16 protein-coding genes are annotated in these 15439 nt (G+C 66.8%); 10 read left to right on the top strand and 6 right to left on the bottom strand.

The window, feature by feature from the left end; translation table 11 throughout:
• Nucleotides 1-190: 190 nt before the first annotated feature.
• Nucleotides 191-592 carry a DUF1489 family protein gene (locus ACT53M_RS10155; protein ID WP_476233104.1) on the bottom strand — a complete coding sequence of 134 codons (402 nt, stop codon included), beginning with the start codon at nucleotides 590-592 and terminating at the stop codon, nucleotides 191-193.
• Between the two features lie 36 nt (nucleotides 593-628).
• Nucleotides 629-2032, bottom strand: coding sequence for a magnesium transporter (gene mgtE, locus ACT53M_RS10150; RefSeq protein ID WP_476233103.1), 1404 nt, complete (start codon nucleotides 2030-2032; stop codon nucleotides 629-631).
• Between the two features lie 112 nt (nucleotides 2033-2144).
• Here mgtE and ACT53M_RS10145 point away from each other — a divergent pair, with 112 nt between their 5' ends.
• A complete protein-coding gene (locus ACT53M_RS10145; protein ID WP_476233102.1) occupies nucleotides 2145-2600 on the top strand; it encodes a peptidylprolyl isomerase in 456 nt (151 codons plus the stop codon).
• 72 nt (nucleotides 2601-2672) lie between these two features.
• On the opposite strand, the gene ACT53M_RS10140 is transcribed toward ACT53M_RS10145, so the two are convergent.
• Nucleotides 2673-3563, bottom strand: coding sequence for a LysR substrate-binding domain-containing protein (locus ACT53M_RS10140; protein ID WP_476233101.1), 891 nt, complete (start codon nucleotides 3561-3563; stop codon nucleotides 2673-2675).
• 287 nt (nucleotides 3564-3850) lie between these two features.
• On the opposite strand from ACT53M_RS10140, the gene ACT53M_RS10135 reads away from it, so the two are divergent.
• On the top strand, nucleotides 3851-6136 hold the full coding sequence (locus ACT53M_RS10135; RefSeq protein WP_476233100.1) for a CDC48 family AAA ATPase: 2286 nt from the start codon (nucleotides 3851-3853) through the stop codon (nucleotides 6134-6136).
• A 57-nt stretch (nucleotides 6137-6193) separates the two neighbouring features.
• Here ACT53M_RS10135 and ACT53M_RS10130 read toward each other — a convergent pair whose 3' ends face one another.
• Nucleotides 6194-7435: an MFS transporter gene (locus tag ACT53M_RS10130; RefSeq protein WP_476233099.1), complete on the bottom strand. Its 1242-nt coding sequence runs from the start codon at nucleotides 7433-7435 to the stop codon at nucleotides 6194-6196.
• 29 nt (nucleotides 7436-7464) lie between these two features.
• Nucleotides 7465-7788: an antibiotic biosynthesis monooxygenase family protein gene (locus ACT53M_RS10125; protein ID WP_476233097.1), complete on the bottom strand. Its 324-nt coding sequence runs from the start codon at nucleotides 7786-7788 to the stop codon at nucleotides 7465-7467.
• Nucleotides 7789-7867: 79 nt separating this feature from the next.
• On the opposite strand from ACT53M_RS10125, the gene ACT53M_RS10120 reads away from it, so the two are divergent.
• Nucleotides 7868-8623, top strand: coding sequence for a sulfite exporter TauE/SafE family protein (locus ACT53M_RS10120; RefSeq protein ID WP_476233096.1), 756 nt, complete (start codon nucleotides 7868-7870; stop codon nucleotides 8621-8623).
• A gap of 146 nt (nucleotides 8624-8769) precedes the next feature.
• Here ACT53M_RS10120 and ACT53M_RS10115 read toward each other — a convergent pair whose 3' ends face one another.
• Entirely contained in the window at nucleotides 8770-9705 is a 936-nt protein-coding gene (locus tag ACT53M_RS10115) for a ribose-phosphate pyrophosphokinase (protein ID WP_476229343.1), read from the bottom strand.
• A 114-nt stretch (nucleotides 9706-9819) separates the two neighbouring features.
• Between ACT53M_RS10115 and gltX the strand changes: the two genes are divergently transcribed.
• From gltX to ribH, 7 genes are all read left to right on the top strand, one after another.
• Nucleotides 9820-11151, top strand: coding sequence for a glutamate--tRNA ligase (gene gltX, locus ACT53M_RS10110; protein ID WP_476233094.1), 1332 nt, complete (start codon nucleotides 9820-9822; stop codon nucleotides 11149-11151).
• Between the two features lie 90 nt (nucleotides 11152-11241).
• Nucleotides 11242-11907, top strand: coding sequence for an energy transducer TonB (locus ACT53M_RS10105; protein WP_476233092.1), 666 nt, complete (start codon nucleotides 11242-11244; stop codon nucleotides 11905-11907).
• Nucleotides 11908-11978: 71 nt separating this feature from the next.
• Nucleotides 11979-12326, top strand: coding sequence for a hypothetical protein (locus tag ACT53M_RS10100; protein WP_476233091.1), 348 nt, complete (start codon nucleotides 11979-11981; stop codon nucleotides 12324-12326).
• Nucleotides 12327-12340: 14 nt separating this feature from the next.
• Nucleotides 12341-13306, top strand: a complete 966-nt coding sequence (gene ribD, locus ACT53M_RS10095; RefSeq protein WP_476233247.1) for a bifunctional diaminohydroxyphosphoribosylaminopyrimidine deaminase/5-amino-6-(5-phosphoribosylamino)uracil reductase RibD — start codon at nucleotides 12341-12343, stop codon at nucleotides 13304-13306.
• A complete protein-coding gene (locus ACT53M_RS10090) occupies nucleotides 13288-13896 on the top strand; it encodes a riboflavin synthase (protein WP_476233090.1) in 609 nt (202 codons plus the stop codon). The genes ribD and ACT53M_RS10090 overlap by 19 nt, the downstream gene beginning before the upstream one ends.
• Nucleotides 13883-15019 carry a 3,4-dihydroxy-2-butanone-4-phosphate synthase gene (gene ribB / locus ACT53M_RS10085; RefSeq protein ID WP_476233089.1) on the top strand — a complete coding sequence of 379 codons (1137 nt, stop codon included), beginning with the start codon at nucleotides 13883-13885 and terminating at the stop codon, nucleotides 15017-15019. The genes ACT53M_RS10090 and ribB overlap by 14 nt, the downstream gene beginning before the upstream one ends.
• On the top strand, nucleotides 15019-15438 hold the full coding sequence (gene ribH / locus ACT53M_RS10080; RefSeq protein ID WP_476233087.1) for a 6,7-dimethyl-8-ribityllumazine synthase: 420 nt from the start codon (nucleotides 15019-15021) through the stop codon (nucleotides 15436-15438). The genes ribB and ribH overlap by 1 nt, the downstream gene beginning before the upstream one ends.
• The last annotated feature ends 1 nt before the right edge of the window (nucleotide 15439 follow it).

The raw sequence follows: 15439 nt of genomic DNA, 5'->3' as shown, positions 1-15439 counted from the left end.
TCAGGCTAGGAAACAGACAGAGTTTATTTCGCGCAGAGGCGCAGAGTGCGCTGAGGCGTTGGCGCGCGCGGCGGCGGCGTGCGCTTCTCGGAGGTGGTGGCGAGGAGCTTTCGCGCGCCTCTTTCCCTCGGCGCAATCTGCGTCTCTGCGCGAAAATGGCAATGCTCCACGTGAAACCATTGGCGGAGCGTTACAATAATCCCAGCCCGGCCAGTTCGCGCATCAGCGCCGGCGGCAGTTCGGCGATGTCCGCCTCGCCGTCGCCCAGATCGGCCGGGGCATCCTCGCCTTCCAGATAGCGCCAGCCCTGATGGGCGCGCTTGGGCCGCGCCTGCACCAGCACCAGCCGCGGTTCGAGCAGGATGGCGGTGCGGCCGCCCTCTGCCTCGCCAAAGCCTAGGATCGGCGAGCGGCCGACAAGCTGGTGTTTCAGTATCCAGAACAGCGATCCGCCGACAATCTCGTCATGGCGTTTGGGCAGATAGCGCGTGGTGAGCGCTACCCCGCCGGTTGCGGCGCGCGCCTCCAGCCGGGCGCGGAGAAAGTCGACACTGTCGCAGCCAAAGGCGACCTTGGTAAGATGGAGCGGCACCGCCCCGATTTGGGCGCGCGCGCTCCCCCGATCAAGTCAGCCCCCCAGCCCTACCAGCGTGGCGAGGCCGAGGAACGAGAAAAAGCCCATCACGTCGGTCATCATGGTCACGAAAACTGCGGAGGAGACGGCCGGGTCGACACGCAGCCGGTCGAGCGTCACCGGGATCAGCACGCCTGACAGGCCGGCGATCAGATTGTTGATGATCATCGCCATGCCGATCACCGCCGCCAGCCACGGAATGCCGTAGATCAGCAGCGTTCCCGCGCCGATCGCCGCGCCCAGCGCGGCACCGTTGGCGGCTGCGATGCGCAGCTCGCGCACGATCATCCGGATCGTGTTCGATTCGGTCAGCTGGTTGGTCGCGATCGCGCGCACCACCACCGCCAGCGTCTGCGTGCCGGCATTGCCGCCCATGCCCGACACGATCGGCATCAGCACCGCCAGCAGCGCGAATTTGGCGATTTCTCCCTGGAACAGCCCGACTACAGATGCGGCGAGGATCGCCGTGCCCAGATTGACGAACAGCCAGGTCAGCCGCGTCCGCACCGTCAGCAGCACCGGCTCGTTGATGTCGCCTTCGCCGGCGCCCGACAGGCGCAGAATGTCTTCGCCGGCCTCTTCGGAAATGATGTGGACGACATCGTCCACCGTGATCATGCCGACCAGCCGGCCGCTGGCATCGACCACGGCAGCCGAGATCAGCGCATATTTCTGGAAGCGCAGCGCCACTTCCTCCTGGTCCATGTCGACCGGGATCAGCGTCTGCTCGCGCTTCATCACGTCGCCGATCGAAACGGTACGCGGCGCGCGCAGAATCCAGGACAGGGCACAGGTGCCGACCGGCTTGTGCGCCGGATCGACGACGAAGATTTCCCAGAAATCGCTGGTCAGTTCCTCTTCGCGGCGAAGATAGTCGAGCGCATCGCCCACCGTCCAATGTTCGGGCACCGCGATCAGCTCGCGCTGCATCAGGCGGCCGGCCGATTCCTCGGGATAGGACAGCGCCTCTTCGATCGCGGCGCGATCGTCCGGATCGAGCGCGCGCAGCACTTCGCGCTGATCCTCGACATCCATGTCCTCGATGATCGCGACGGCGTCGTCGGTATCGAGTTCGGCGGCGATGTCGGCGACCTGGTGTGGTTCGAGCGCGTCGACCAGCGCCTCACGTACCCAGTCGTTCATTTCGGCGAGCACGTCGCCGTCGATCAGATCGGAAATCGCAGTGACGAGGTCGGCGCGCTGTTCGCTTGGCGCCAGTTCCACGAGGTCGGCGATGTCGGCGGGGTGGAGCGGCGCGACCAGCGCATGGGCGGTCTCGACATCGCCCTGTTCGACTGCATCGAGCACGGCGGCGACGAATTCGGGCTTCAGCCGGTCGTCCTCGTCGAGCTGGCTCTCCGGCGCGGCGGATTCGTCCTTGAGTTCGGTCTCGCTCATGGTTCGACCTCCCTTGCCGGCCCCCACTTGCCGCTGCCATTCCCGGGCGGGATTTGCAAGTCGCTCGCGGGATGCGTAGGGGGCTAACGGACAGGTTTCTCAGGAGTTTCCCATGGCCGATTCCAATACGCTGGTGATGACGCTCGACACCGGCGACGTCCGCATCCGTCTGCGCCCCGATCTCGCTCCGAACCATGTCGAGCGGATCGCGACGCTGGCGGATGAAGGCTTTTACGACGGCGTGGTGTTCCACCGCGTGATCGACGGCTTCATGGCACAGGGCGGTGACCCGACCGGCACCGGCATGAGCGGTTCGGACAAGCCCAATCTGAAGCAGGAATTCAGCCGCGAGCCGCACGTCCGCGGCGTCTGCTCGATGGCGCGCACGATGGACCCGAACAGCGCCAATTCGCAGTTCTTCATCTGCCTCGACGATGCCACCTTCCTGGACGGCCAGTACACGGTATGGGGCGAAGTGATCGAAGGCATGGAACATGTCGACGCGCTGCCCAAGGGCGAACCGCCCGCGAATCCCGGCAAGATCCTGAAGGCCCGCACCGAAGGCTGATTCCGGCAACACCTTTCTTTTCCCCTCCCTGACCGGGAGGGGAGTTGTCGCCTTGCATGGGCGTACGGCCTCTTACAGCCGCTCTGCCCCCATCGCTTCGATCAGCCAGTCGTGGAACAGCCGCACCGGCCGCAGATTGAGCGCGCGCGGGCGGCAGACGAACCAGTAGCTGTAATGGCTCTCCACGGTGAGGTCGAACAGCCGCACCAGCCGGTCGTCGCGTGCCGATTCGAAATGCGATTCGAGCATGAAGGCAACGCCCAGGCCCTGCGCCGCCGCTTCGAGCATCAGATTGCCCGAATCGAACAGATCTGTCGCTGCGGGCTCCAGGTCGGGATAGCCCGCCGCCATGCGCCAGGCGGTGAAGGTCTCGGGCATTTCGCGATGCACCAACGCAGTCAGCTTGGCCAGGTCCCGCGGGTCGCGAATCGGGTCCGGCCCTTCCACCAGACTGCGCGCACCGATCACATGGACGCGGTTGCGGTCGAGCCGGCGTGAATAGAAGCCGGGATCGATGTCGCGCGCGATGACGATCGCCACGTCCAGCCCGTCGCCCAGCCGTGCCACCCCATGGCTGCCGGTATCGACGTCGAGATGCAGCTCCGGGTGGCGGCGCTTGAGCTCGGGCAGCCGCGGCAGGAGCTGTTGGGTCGCGTAGAGCGGCAATACGCCCAGGCGCAGGCGGAGCAGTTCGGTGCCGCTGGTCATTGCCTCTACGGCATCGGTCATCGAATCGAGCGCCGGTGCAATCATGCCGAGCAGCCGGTCGCCATCGTCGTTGAGGCGCAGCGACTGGTGGCGCCGCTCGAACAGCGGCTTGCCGATGAATCGTTCGAGCGATTGCACGCGGCGACTGAGTGCGGGCGAGGACAGGGCAAGCTCTTCTGCCGCAGCCTTGATCGAGCCCAGGCGTGCCACCTGGACGAAGGCTTCGATCGCAGTCAGCGGCGGCAGGCGGCGCATGATCCCCTCTTCTTGTGCAGTGCGTCAGAACGGAACCGAAGGATGGCAAACGGTTGCGCGCGCTTGGCACCCTCCTGCGCTAATATCGTTTGTAACAACTGCGATTGCAAGGGATGCAAGCGATAGTGAAACATTTCGCACTTGCACAAACGCATCCCGCAGTGCACATAGAACGGGCCTTTCAGGCATCCTCTCCTAAAACTTTCCACGGCCGCCCTTTGAGGCGGCCCTTTTTTTTGCCTGCGCCGTTCCTAGCTTTCGGGCCTACCGCCACGAAGGAATCCAGAATGGCCGATGACGAATCCCGTACCCGCAAACTGCAGGTCGCCAATGCGCGGCCGGAGGATAGCGGTCGCGGACTCGCCCATATTCCCCGCGCATTGATGGCGGTGTTGGGCATTACCGAAGGCGATGTGATCGAAATCGTCGGCAAGCGCAGCACGCCGGCGCGGGCGGTGCTGCCCTATGCCGAGGACGAGGGGCTCGAACTGCTGCGGATCGACGGGCTGCAACGCGCCAATGCCGGCGTCGGCTCGGGCGACTTCGTCGAGGTGCGGCGGGCGGAATCGAAGCCGGCGACGCGCGTGGTGTTTGCACCCGCACAGGAAAATCTGCGGCTGCGCGGCTCGGGCGAGGCGTTGAAGCGCACCTTCTTTGCCCGTCCGCTCACGGCCGGCGACACTATTGCCACGGTCGGCCACCAGCGCGCTGATGTGCCGCCCAATGTCCAGCAGTTCGTGCGGGCGCCGGCCTATGCGTTGCAGGAAATTCGACTGAACGTCGTCTCCACCACGCCGCGGGGCGTCGTGCATATCGACGAGAATACCGAAGTTGAGCTGCGTCCCGAATATGAGGAGGCGAAGGAAAGCCGCCGCGCCGACGTGACCTATGACGATATCGGCGGCATGGCCGGCACGATCGACCAGTTGCGCGAGATGGTCGAGCTGCCCTTGCGCTATCCCGAGCTGTTCCAGCGGCTGGGTGTCGATCCGCCCAAGGGCGTGATTTTGCACGGCCCGCCCGGCACCGGCAAGACGCGCCTAGCGCGCGCGGTTGCCAATGAAAGCGACGCCAGCTTCCACCTGATCAACGGGCCGGAGATCATGGGCTCGGCCTATGGCGAATCCGAGCAGCGGCTGCGCCAGGTGTTCGAGGAAGCGGCGAAGAACGCGCCGTCGATCGTGTTCATCGACGAGATCGACTCGATCGCGCCCAAGCGCGGTCAGGTCAGCGGCGAGGCCGAAAAGCGTCTCGTCGCCCAGCTCCTCACGCTGATGGACGGGCTGGAGGCCCGCGCCAATATCGTCGTGATCGCCGCGACCAACCGGCCGGAGGCGATCGACGAGGCGCTGCGCCGGCCGGGTCGGTTCGACCGCGAAATCGTCGTTGGCGTGCCGGACGATCGCGGCCGCCGCGAGATCATGGGCATCCACACCCGCGGCATGCCGCTGGCGGAGGATGTCGATCTCGGCGAGCTCGCCCGCACCACCTATGGCTTTGTCGGTGCCGATCTGGCCGCGCTCACCCGTGAGGCGGCGATCGAGGCGGTGCGGCGGATCATGCCGCGCCTCAACCTGGAAGACGGCTCGATTCCGCCCGAGGTGCTCGACACGCTTTCGGTCACGCGCGAGGATTTTCTGGAGGCGCTGAAGCGCGTCCAGCCCTCGGCGATGCGCGAAGTGATGGTGCAGGCGCCGACCGTCCGCTGGGAGGATGTCGGCGGGCTCGACGATGCGCAGATGCGGCTGAAGGAAGGCGTCGAACTGCCGCTCAAGGATCCCGATGCATTCCGGCGCCTCGGCATCCGCCCGGCCAAGGGGTTCCTGCTCTATGGTCCCCCGGGCACCGGCAAGACGCTGCTCGCCAAGGCCGTGGCGCGCGAGGCGGAGGCGAACTTCATCGCCACCAAGTCGAGCGACCTGCTCTCCAAATGGTATGGCGAGAGCGAGCAGCAGATCGCCCGGCTGTTCGCCCGCGCGCGGCAGGTGGCGCCGTGCGTGATCTTCATCGACGAGCTCGATTCGCTGGTGCCGGCACGCGGCGGCGGGCTCGGCGAGCCGCAGGCGACCGAGCGGGTGGTCAACACCATCCTCGCCGAAATGGACGGGCTGGAGGAGCTGCAGTCGGTGGTGGTGATCGGCGCGACCAATCGGCCGAACCTGATCGACCCGGCATTGCTGCGCCCGGGCCGGTTCGACGAGCTGGTCTATGTCGGCGTGCCCGATGCCGCCGGGCGCGAGCGCATCCTGCGCATCCAGACCGAGAAAATGCCGCTGGCGGCCGATGTCGACCTGCATTCGATCGCCGAGCAGACGCCGCGCTATACCGGCGCCGATCTGGAGGATGTCGTCCGCCGCGCCGGTCTGGTCGCGCTGCGCCAGTCGCTGGCGACGCGCGAAGTGACGATGGCGCATTTCGAGGAAGCGCTGAAGGACTCGCGCGCCACCGTCACCCCGGAGATGGAGAGCGATTACGAAGCGATGCAGGGCCGGCTGAAGCAGCAGGCCTCGTCGATCCAGCCGATCGGCTTCGTCACCCCGGGCATGCTGCAAGGGCGCGGACCCAAGGGGTAGGTTTCGGTTCGTCCGCCGTACCCTTTCCTTGGGGGAAGGGTGCGGCGGATGCCGATCCTATCGCCGCGTCGCCCGCCAGGCATAGGGCAGCAATACCGCCAGCGCCGCCCCGGCGGTCAGATAGGGCAATGGCCGCCACAGCTCATACAGCCCCACCCCGATCGACGGTCCAAGCACGAACGAGGCGCCGTTGATCGACGTGACTCGGCCTGCAACCGATCCTTGGGCATGTGGCCCGACTGCCAGCGAGGCGCCGGCCGTGAAGCCCGGCCGCGCAAAGCCCATGCCCAGTGAAATCGTCGCATAGCCCAGCGCAATACCGTAGAGCGTCGTCGCGCTCCCGGTCGACACGCATCCCGCCGCCGCCAGTGCGGCCCCGGCGAGAATCAGCGCGCGCGGCCGCAGGTCGAGCAGCGGAATCAGCCCCCATTGCACCAGCAGCGATGCGCCCGCGCCCATCATCAGCACCAGCCCGGTCGGCGCCAGTGCCGCGGCCGGTGCCAGATTCAGCCGGTCGATGATCAGGAAGCCGATCGCCTGCCCGGTCATCGCCTGGGCATGGCCCGTCACCAGTCCGGCGATCATCCATGGTCGCACGCGCGGATCGAAGGTGCGGACCTGTTCGGCATGTTCGCCGGTCGCGGCGGTAACGCTGGCGCCGGTCGCCTGCCCGCCGATCGACGGATAGCTCGCCGCGGCGCCGCGGCCGCCGCCTTCTTCCTTTGGCAGCAGCCGGATCACTGCGATCAGCAACGCCAGGCCGATGGCGCTTGCGGCAAAGGCAGGGCCGGACAGCCCGATCAGCGGTCCGCCCGGCCAGACCGGGCCAAACACCAGATAGGGCGCGATGGCCGGGCCCAGAATCGTGCCCAGCCCGAAGGCGGAGGCAAGCAGCGTCAGCGCCCGGGTGCGTTCGTCCCGGCTCGTCCGGCTGGCGACGATCGCCTGCACGGCGGGCGGCGCGGCCGATCCGAACCCGCCATAGAGCATCCGCCCGACCACGAAGGCGGCAAAGGTGGCGACCGGCCCCAGCACCCCGTTGATCCCCAGCGCCAGGAACAGCCCGCACAGGCCAAGGGAAACGGTGAAACCGCTGATGCCCAACAGCACCATTGCCCGCCGGCCATATTGATCGGCGCACCGGGCCCAGAAGGGTGCCGCGACCATCCACAGCAGGGCCGATACCGAGAATACTGCGGCGACGGCGCTGTCGGGGGCGTGGAGCGAGCGGCCGAGGGCGGGCAGCACCGATTGCAGCGCGGTGTTCCCCGCAGCAATTACCAGCATCACGCTGAACATCAGCGCGAAATAGCGGTCGCCCCCCCGGCTCAGGACCGGCTCCAGCGATAGGCCCGTTCGACCCGGGTGACGATCACTTCATACCAGTCATACCAGCGCGCGCGGCCCCGTTCGCGAATGGCGGCGTGTTCGGGATGGTCGCGCCACGCTGTCGCGCTGGCTTCGTCGGCCCAGTAGCTGATGGTGATGCCGACGCCCCCCGGCCCGCGCTGTGATTCGATGCCGCAATAGCCCGGCTGGGTCGCCGCCAGCGTGTCCATCGCCGCTGCGGCCTCGGCATAGCCCGCATCGTCGCTGTCCGTGCGCTTCGACACGAACAGCACCGCGATTTGCCCCTTGCGTGCCTCTCCCATGGCTTTTCCTAGGAAATCTGTGCGCCTTTGCAAATCGCGAGCGCTTCCCAACTGGCGTCATGGCTGCGAAGCAAGGCGCATGATCACTGACTGGCATTTCTATGCGCTCGCCGTGCCCGCCGTGCTGCTGCTCGGTCTGTCCAAGGGCGGCTTTGCCGGGATGGGTGCGTTGTCGCTGCCGCTGATCGCGCTGGCGATCGATCCGGTGCGGGCGGCGGCGATCACCCTGCCGATCCTGATCCTGCAGGATGTGGTGAGCGTCTGGGCGTTCCGCCGCACCGTCGACTGGCGGCTGCTCGGCTGGATGCTGCCGGGGTCGGTGGCGGGGATTGCGCTCGGCTATGGTTTCGCCGCGAGCGTGCGGCCGGTGCTCGTGCTGGCGGCGGTGGGGGCGATTTCCATCTTGTTCGGCGCCTATCGCCTGTGGGCGGCGCGGCACAAGCTGCCGGGCGTGGCGACGCGCCTGCCCGAATGGGCGGGCAGCCTGTTCGGCGTGGCGTCCGGTTTCACCAGCCAGATCGCCCATGCCGGCCAACCGCCCTTCCAGCTCTGGGTGCTGCCGCGGGGCCTGCCGCGCGACCGGCTGGTGGGAACGACGGCGATCTTCTTCGCCGCGACCAACTGGATCAAGGTGCCGGCCTATTGGGCGCTCGGCCAGTTCACGCCGGCCAATCTGCTGACTTCGGTCGTGCTTTTCCCGCTGGCGCTGGTGTCGACGCTCGCAGGCGTATGGCTGGTGCGGCGCGTGTCACCGGAGCGGTTTTATACTGCCATCTATGTGCTGATGATGCTCGTAGGCGCGGCGCTGCTGTGGGAGGCGTGGGTGAAGGCGTAAAATCCTCCCCGGCACGGGGAGGGGGACCGCGCGGCGCAAGCCGCGTGGTGGAGGGGGGCCTCGACACCGGGCTCGCTAGTGGAGAGCCCCCTCCACCATTCGCTCACGCAAATTGTCCCCCTCCCTGTGCCGGGGAGGATCGAAACTCAGTCGAACAGGCTGGAGACCGAGCTTTCGTCCGCGATACGGCGGATCGCTTCGGCGATCAGCGGGGCGATGGTCAGGTGGCGCACCTTCTCGCCGGCCGCGACCACTTCGTGATTGCCGATCGAATCGGTGATCACCAGTTCCAGCAGCTCGGACTTGGCGACGCGCGACATCGCCGCACCGGAAAGCACGCCGTGCGTACAATAGGCGACGACTTCCTCGGCGCCCGCCGCCTTCAGCGCAGCAGCGGCGTTGCAGAGCGTGCCGGCCGAATCGACGATGTCGTCAATCAGGATGCAGAAGCGCCCTTCGACATTGCCGATGATGTTCATCACTTCCGATTCACCCGGCCGCTCGCGCCTTTTGTCGACGATGGCCAGCGGGGCATTGTCCAGCCGCTTGGCGAGCTGGCGCGCGCGCACCACGCCGCCCACGTCGGGCGAAACGACCATCCACTGCTTGTCGATAAACCGCGTCTGGATGTCCGCCGACATCACCGGCGCAGCGAACAGATTGTCGGTCGGGATGTCGAAGAAACCCTGGATCTGCCCGGCGTGCAGGTCGACCGAAAGCACGCGGTTGGCGCCTGCGGTGGTGATCAGGTTGGCGACCAGCTTGGCCGAGATCGGCGTGCGCGGGCCGGGTTTCCGGTCCTGGCGGGCATAGCCGAAATAGGGGAGGACTGCGGTGATCCGCTTGGCCGACGCGCGGCGCAGCGCGTCGATCATGATCAGCAGCTCCATCAGATTGTCGTTCGCCGGATAGCTGGTCGACTGGAGCACGAACACGTCCTCGCCGCGCACATTCTCCAGAATCTCGACGAAAATCTCTTCGTCGGCGAAGCGACGGACATTCGCCTGGGTGAGCGGAATCTCCAGATATTCGGCGATCGCCTTCGCCAGTGGCAGATTAGAGTTGCCGGCCATGAGTTTCATTGGTTCGCGGCCTCCTGTGCCCCGCTGCGATGTTCCGTGCGTTCCCTTAGTGCGACGTTTCCGTGACGCAAAGAGGGCATTGCCGCTGTTCGCGTCCCGGCCTAGGCCGCAGCCATGACCGTCACTACCCGTTTCGCCCCCAGCCCCACCGGCACGCTGCATGTCGGCAACCTGCGGACCGCGCTCCACAATTGGCTGTTCGCGCGGCGCCATGGCGGGCGCTTCCTGCTCCGCATCGACGATACCGATGGCGCGCGTTCGGAAGAACAATTTGTCGAGGCGATCCGTGCCGATCTCGCCTGGATGGGCATGCAGCCCGATGCCGAGGCGCGTCAGTCGGCACGATTCGACCGGTACGAGGCGCGCTTTGCCGAGCTGGTGGCCGACGGGCGCATCTACCCCGCCTATGAAAGCGCGCAGGAACTCGATCTGAAGCGCAAGGTGCTGCTCGGGCGCGGGCTGCCGCCGGTCTATGACCGCGCCGCGCTGGCGCTCACCGATGCCGACCGCGCCCGGCTGGAAGCAGAAGGCGTGCGGCCGCACTGGCGGTTCCGGCTCGATCATGGTGCGCCGATCGAATGGGACGATCTGGTCCGCGGGCCGCAGCGTTTCGACCCTGCATTGATGAGCGATCCGGTGGTGCGACGCGCCGACGGCTCGTGGCTCTATCTGCTCCCCTCGGTGATCGACGATATCGACATGGGCATCACCCATGTCGTGCGCGGCGAGGACCATGTCTCGAACACTGCGACGCAGATTCAGATGTTCACGGCGCTGTCAGGCGCAGTGCCCGTCTTTGCGCACGAGGCGCTGCTCACCGGGGCCGAGGGAAAGTTGTCGAAGCGGCTCGGCTCGCTCGGCGTCGCCCATTTCCGCGAGGCGGGGATCGAGCCGCAGGCGCTGATCGCGCTGCTCGCCCGCATCGGCACCAGCGATCCCGTAGAGCCCTTTGCTGACCCGGCGCCGCTCGTCGCCGCGTTTGATTTCGGCCGGTTCGGCCGCGCGCCTGCCCGGTTCGACGAAGCGGAGCTGGCGCAGCTCAACGCCCGTATCGTCCACCAGCTCGATTTCGCTGCGGTCGCAAACCGGTTGCCGGCGGCGATGGGGGCCGAGGCCTGGGAAGCGATTCGCCCCAACCTCGCAACCGTTGCCGAGACGGCCGACTGGTGGGCGGTAGTGGAAGGGCCGGTGGCGGCGCCACCGGTAGCGGAAGAGGATCGCGATTACCTTGCCCAGGCGCAGGCGCTGGTGGCGGGGCTCGACTGGTCCGCCAATCCCTGGGCGGCGCTGACCGAGGCGTTGAAGGCGGCGACCGGTCGCAAGGGCAAGGCCCTTTTCCTGCCACTCCGCCGTGCGCTCACCGGCCGCGACCACGGCCCCGACATGGCCGCGCTGCTGCCGCTGATCGGCAAGGATCGTGCGCTGGAGCGGCTGGGCGGCGGCTGAACCGTTCCCGCTTTACGATCGGAATGTAACGTTGTACCATCCCATTCAGCCGACATTCACAGACCGGTCATGGAGAAGGAGTGTGACGCGATGCATGCCGATCGTTACCAGCCCAAGGCGCCCCGCTCGATCGGCGTTGGCGGCGCACTGCTCATCAATGGCCTCATCATCACGGGGATGATCCTTGCCGCGCCCAAGATTCTGGTGGTGCAGCATCCGAACGAGTTCAAGGTCAAACAAATCCCGCTCGATATTACCCCGCCGCCGCCGATCGACCTGAAGCCGGTGGAAAAAGTCCGGCCGACAACGGCGCCGCAGCTGACCGCGCCGCAGCCGACGATTCCGACCACGACGACCAACACCACGGCGACCACCACGACCATCATCGATCTGCCGCCGCCGACGACGATTGCGAAGGAGGTTGGCCCGGTGGCCACGCCCGAACCGCCCAAGCCGGTGCCCCCGCTGGTGGGGGCTTCGCAGGACATGCGCTATCTCAGGGACTTCCAGCCGGATTATCCGGCGCAGGAGCTGCGCGCGCAGCGTGACGGCGTGGTCGTGCTGCGGGTGCTGATCGGCGTGGATGGCCGGGTGAAGGCTGTCGAGCAGGTCAGCACCACCAGTGATGCCTTCTTCGCCGTTTCCAAGCGTCAGGCGCTCGGCAAATGGCGGTTCAAGCCGGCGACGCGCGGCGGTGTCCCGGAAGAAAGCTGGAAGACGATGACGGTGCGTTTCCGGCTGCAGGACGCGCTGTAACCGGCGGGCTTGTCCCGCCACCGACGCGGGGGCTGGCCCTGGGGCCCCCGCGTCCCTATCTTCGGCGCGCGATGAACTTCCTCAAGCATCTTTCGCCGACCCGGGCCCTTCGCGACCTGCGCGTCTTTCTGGCGCAGCGCCGGCGCCACGAACTCTGGTTCATGGCTGCCGCGGCGGCGGTGACGCTCGCCGTCATTTACGCTTTTATTCGCGATTCCGCCGTGTCGGTGCCGTACAAGAAGAACATCATCTACGTCGATTCCTGGCCGATCACGCGCAGCGAAGCCGATATCCGCGCCAAGCAGCGCGTCGACGAAGCCCGCCGCAAGCAGGAAGAGGCGGTGCTGGAAGCGAAGCAGAAGGCACGCCAGGCCGACTTCAAGAAATATGACGATTGGCTGAAGAAGCACGGCATTTGAGCGACGCGCGCTGGATGGCGGCGGCGCTTGCGCTCGCCGGGCGCGGGCGGGGCCGCACTGCGCCCAATCCCAATGTCGGCTGTGTAATCGTGCAAGGCGGCCATGTCGTCGGCCGCGGCTGGACCCAGCCTGGCGGGCGCCCGCATGCCGAGGCGATGGCGCTGGCCGAAGCGGGGGCGGCGGCGCGCGGGGCGACAGCCTATGTGACGCTGGAACCCTGCGCGCATGTTTCGCCGCGCGGGCCGGCCTGCGCCGATCTGCTGGTCGCGGCGGGCGTCGCGCGCGTCGTGGCGGCGCTGGGCGATCCCGATCCGCGCACCAACGGCGCGGGTTTCGCGCGACTGGCAGCGGCGGGAATCGCCGTGTCGACCGGCGTGATGGCACCGGACGCGCGGCGCGGCATGGCCGGCTTTCTCACCCGGCAGGCGCTGGGCCGGCCGCATGTGACGCTCAAGCTCGCCACCTCGCTCGACGGCGGCATTGCACTCGTGTCGGGCGAGAGCCAGTGGATCACCGGGGCCCAGGCCCGTGCCCATGCCCATCTCGAGCGTGCCCGTCACGACGCAATTCTGGTCGGCCGCGGGACTTTTGTGGCAGACGCCCCCCGCCTCGACGTGCGGCTTCCGGGCCTTGCCGATCGTGCGCCCCGCCGCATCCTTCTGTCGGCCACCATGGCTGCTCCGGCCGGCTGGGAGCAGGTCGCGGACATAGGCGACGTTCGTCACCTTTCGGGTGTCGATCATCTGCTGGTTGAGGGCGGCGCGGGGGCGGCGAGTGCCTTTCTCGCTGCCGACATGGTCGACCGGCTGCTGCTCTACCGCGCGCCGATCCTGATCGGCGGCGGCAGGCTCGCGATCGGCGACATCGGCCTCGATCGACTGGCCGCCGCGCATGGCCGCTGGCAGTTACTCGACTCACGTATGCTTGGCAGCGACAGGATGGAGGTTTACGAGCGCGTTCCATGTTCACCGGAATCGTAAGCGATATCGGCACGATCGATGCCGTCGCGCGCCAGGGCGACCTGCGCGTACGGGTTTCGACCGCCTATCCCACGCAGGAGATCGACCTTGGCGCCTCGGTCGCCTGTTCGGGCGTATGCCTGACAGTGGTCGACAAGGGACCGGGCTGGCTCGACTTCGACGTGTCGGGCGAAACCGTCTCGCGCACTGCCGAGGGGCAATGGACCCCCGGCCGAAAGCTCAATCTGGAGCGGGCGTTGCGGCTGGGCGATGAGCTGGGCGGTCATATCGTCACCGGCCATGTCGACGGCGTCGGACGGGTGAAGTCGGTCGAGGCGGTCGACGGCTCGCACCACGTCGTGATCGCTGCGGGACCGGAGATCGCGCCTTATGTCGCGCCCAAGGGGTCGATCACCGTCGACGGCGTCTCGCTGACCGTCAACGCGGTGGAAGACACGCCCGACGGCGTCGAATTCCACCTCAACATCATTCCGCATACTGCCGCAGTCACCACCTTCGGCGCGCTTGTGCCGGGCCAGGCAGTCAATCTGGAGATCGACGTGCTTGCGCGCTATCTCCAGCGCATGGAGACATTGCGTGCCAAAGGCTGACCTCGCCCATCTGAAGCATGGTTTTCTTTCCTCGCCCGAAGAGCTGATCGACGAGGCGCGCAACGGCCGCATGTTCATTCTGGTCGATGACGAGGATCGCGAGAATGAAGGCGATCTGGTCATCCCCGCCCAGATGGCGACGCCCGACGCGATCAACTTCATGGCAAAATATGGTCGCGGGCTGATCTGCCTTGCCATGACCAAGGCACGTGTCGACCAGCTCGGGCTCGAGCTGATGAGTCGTGCCAACGGCACCCGGCACGAAACCGCCTTCACCGTCTCGATCGAGGCCAGGGAAGGCGTGACCACCGGCATCTCCGCCGCCGATCGCGCTCGCACCGTCTCGGTGGCGATCGACAGCACCAAAGGTCGCGACGATATCGTCACGCCGGGCCATGTCTTCCCGCTGGTCGCGCGCGACGGCGGCGTGCTGGTCCGCGCCGGCCATACCGAAGCGGCGGTCGACGTCGCGCGGCTGGCGGGTCTGAACCCCGCGGGTGTGATCTGCGAGATCATGAAGGATGACGGAACGATGGCGCGGCTCGACGATCTCGTCGGCTTCGCGCAGCTCCACAACCTCAAGATCGGTACGATCCGCGACCTGATCGCCTATCGCCGCCGCCACGACCATCTTGTCGAGCAGCGTGCCGAGGCCAGTTTCATCAGCGAATGGGGCGGCGAGTGGCGCGCGCTCACTTTCTGGAACAAGGCCACGGGCAGCGAGCAAATCGCGCTGGTCAAGGGCAAGATCGACCGCGACAAGCCGACGCTGGTGCGTATGCACGCGCTGTCGCCCTTTGCAGACCTGTTCGGCGAAGGCGGTGCGCGCGGGCGGCTGCTGCGCCGTTCGATGGAAATCATCGGCGCGGAAGGCGCCGGCGTGATCGTCGTGATCAACCGTCCCCGCCCCGATGCTTTCACGCTCGCGCTGCAGACACGCAGCGGTGCGATCCCGCCCAAGGCGATGGACGAGCTGCGCGATTACGGCGTCGGCGCGACCATCCTTACCGAACTCGGCGTGCAGGACATGATCCTGCTCACCAACACCCATCACACGCTGATCGGGCTCGACGGCTATGGCTTGTCGATCGTCGGCGAACGTCCCATCGATTCGGAGCAATAATGGCCAACATCCTCATCGTCGAAGCACGCTTCTACGAGCATCTGAACGACATGCTGATCGCCGGCGCCAAGGCGGCGATCGAGGCGGCGGGTCATAAGGCGGAGGTGATCACCGTTCCGGGGGCGCTGGAGATTCCTGGCGCCGTCGCGCTGGCGGCGGACAGTGGCCGCTATGATGCGTTCGTGGCGATCGGCGTGGTGATCCGCGGCGAAACCTATCATTTCGAGATCGTCGCCGGCGAAAGCGCACGCGGGCTGATGGCGCTGTCGATGGACGGCGTTGCGATCGGCAACGGTATTCTTACCGTCGAAAACGAAGCCCAGGCGCTGGTCCGCGCCGACCCGGCGCAGAAGGACAAGGGCGGCGAGGCGGCCAAGGCCACGCTGGCGATGCTGGCGCTGAAGGGCCGGTTCGGCTGAT

It is taken from the genome of Sphingomonas sp. DMC6, from assembly GCF_056314225.1.
This window is presented reverse-complemented; position numbering and strand designations above follow the sequence as displayed.

Excerpts from the sequence above, each read along its gene's own strand:
- mgtE (WP_476233103.1), bottom strand. The coding sequence starts at position 2,032 with ATGAGCGAGACCGAACTCAAGGACGAATCCGCCGCGCCGGAGAGCCAG.
- ACT53M_RS10145 (WP_476233102.1), top strand. The coding sequence starts at position 2,145 with ATGGCCGATTCCAATACGCTGGTGATGACGCTCGACACCGGCGACGTC.
- ACT53M_RS10140 (WP_476233101.1), bottom strand. The coding sequence starts at position 3,563 with ATGCGCCGCCTGCCGCCGCTGACTGCGATCGAAGCCTTCGTCCAGGTG.
- ACT53M_RS10135 (WP_476233100.1), top strand. The coding sequence starts at position 3,851 with ATGGCCGATGACGAATCCCGTACCCGCAAACTGCAGGTCGCCAATGCG.
- ACT53M_RS10130 (WP_476233099.1), bottom strand. The coding sequence starts at position 7,435 with ATGTTCAGCGTGATGCTGGTAATTGCTGCGGGGAACACCGCGCTGCAA.
- ACT53M_RS10125 (WP_476233097.1), bottom strand. The coding sequence starts at position 7,788 with ATGGGAGAGGCACGCAAGGGGCAAATCGCGGTGCTGTTCGTGTCGAAG.
- ACT53M_RS10120 (WP_476233096.1), top strand. The coding sequence starts at position 7,868 with ATGATCACTGACTGGCATTTCTATGCGCTCGCCGTGCCCGCCGTGCTG.
- ACT53M_RS10115 (WP_476229343.1), bottom strand. The coding sequence starts at position 9,705 with ATGAAACTCATGGCCGGCAACTCTAATCTGCCACTGGCGAAGGCGATC.
- gltX (WP_476233094.1), top strand. The coding sequence starts at position 9,820 with ATGACCGTCACTACCCGTTTCGCCCCCAGCCCCACCGGCACGCTGCAT.
- ACT53M_RS10105 (WP_476233092.1), top strand. The coding sequence starts at position 11,242 with ATGCATGCCGATCGTTACCAGCCCAAGGCGCCCCGCTCGATCGGCGTT.
- ACT53M_RS10100 (WP_476233091.1), top strand. The coding sequence starts at position 11,979 with ATGAACTTCCTCAAGCATCTTTCGCCGACCCGGGCCCTTCGCGACCTG.
- ribD (WP_476233247.1), top strand. The coding sequence starts at position 12,341 with ATGGCGGCGGCGCTTGCGCTCGCCGGGCGCGGGCGGGGCCGCACTGCG.
- ACT53M_RS10090 (WP_476233090.1), top strand. The coding sequence starts at position 13,288 with ATGTTCACCGGAATCGTAAGCGATATCGGCACGATCGATGCCGTCGCG.
- ribH (WP_476233087.1), top strand. The coding sequence starts at position 15,019 with ATGGCCAACATCCTCATCGTCGAAGCACGCTTCTACGAGCATCTGAAC.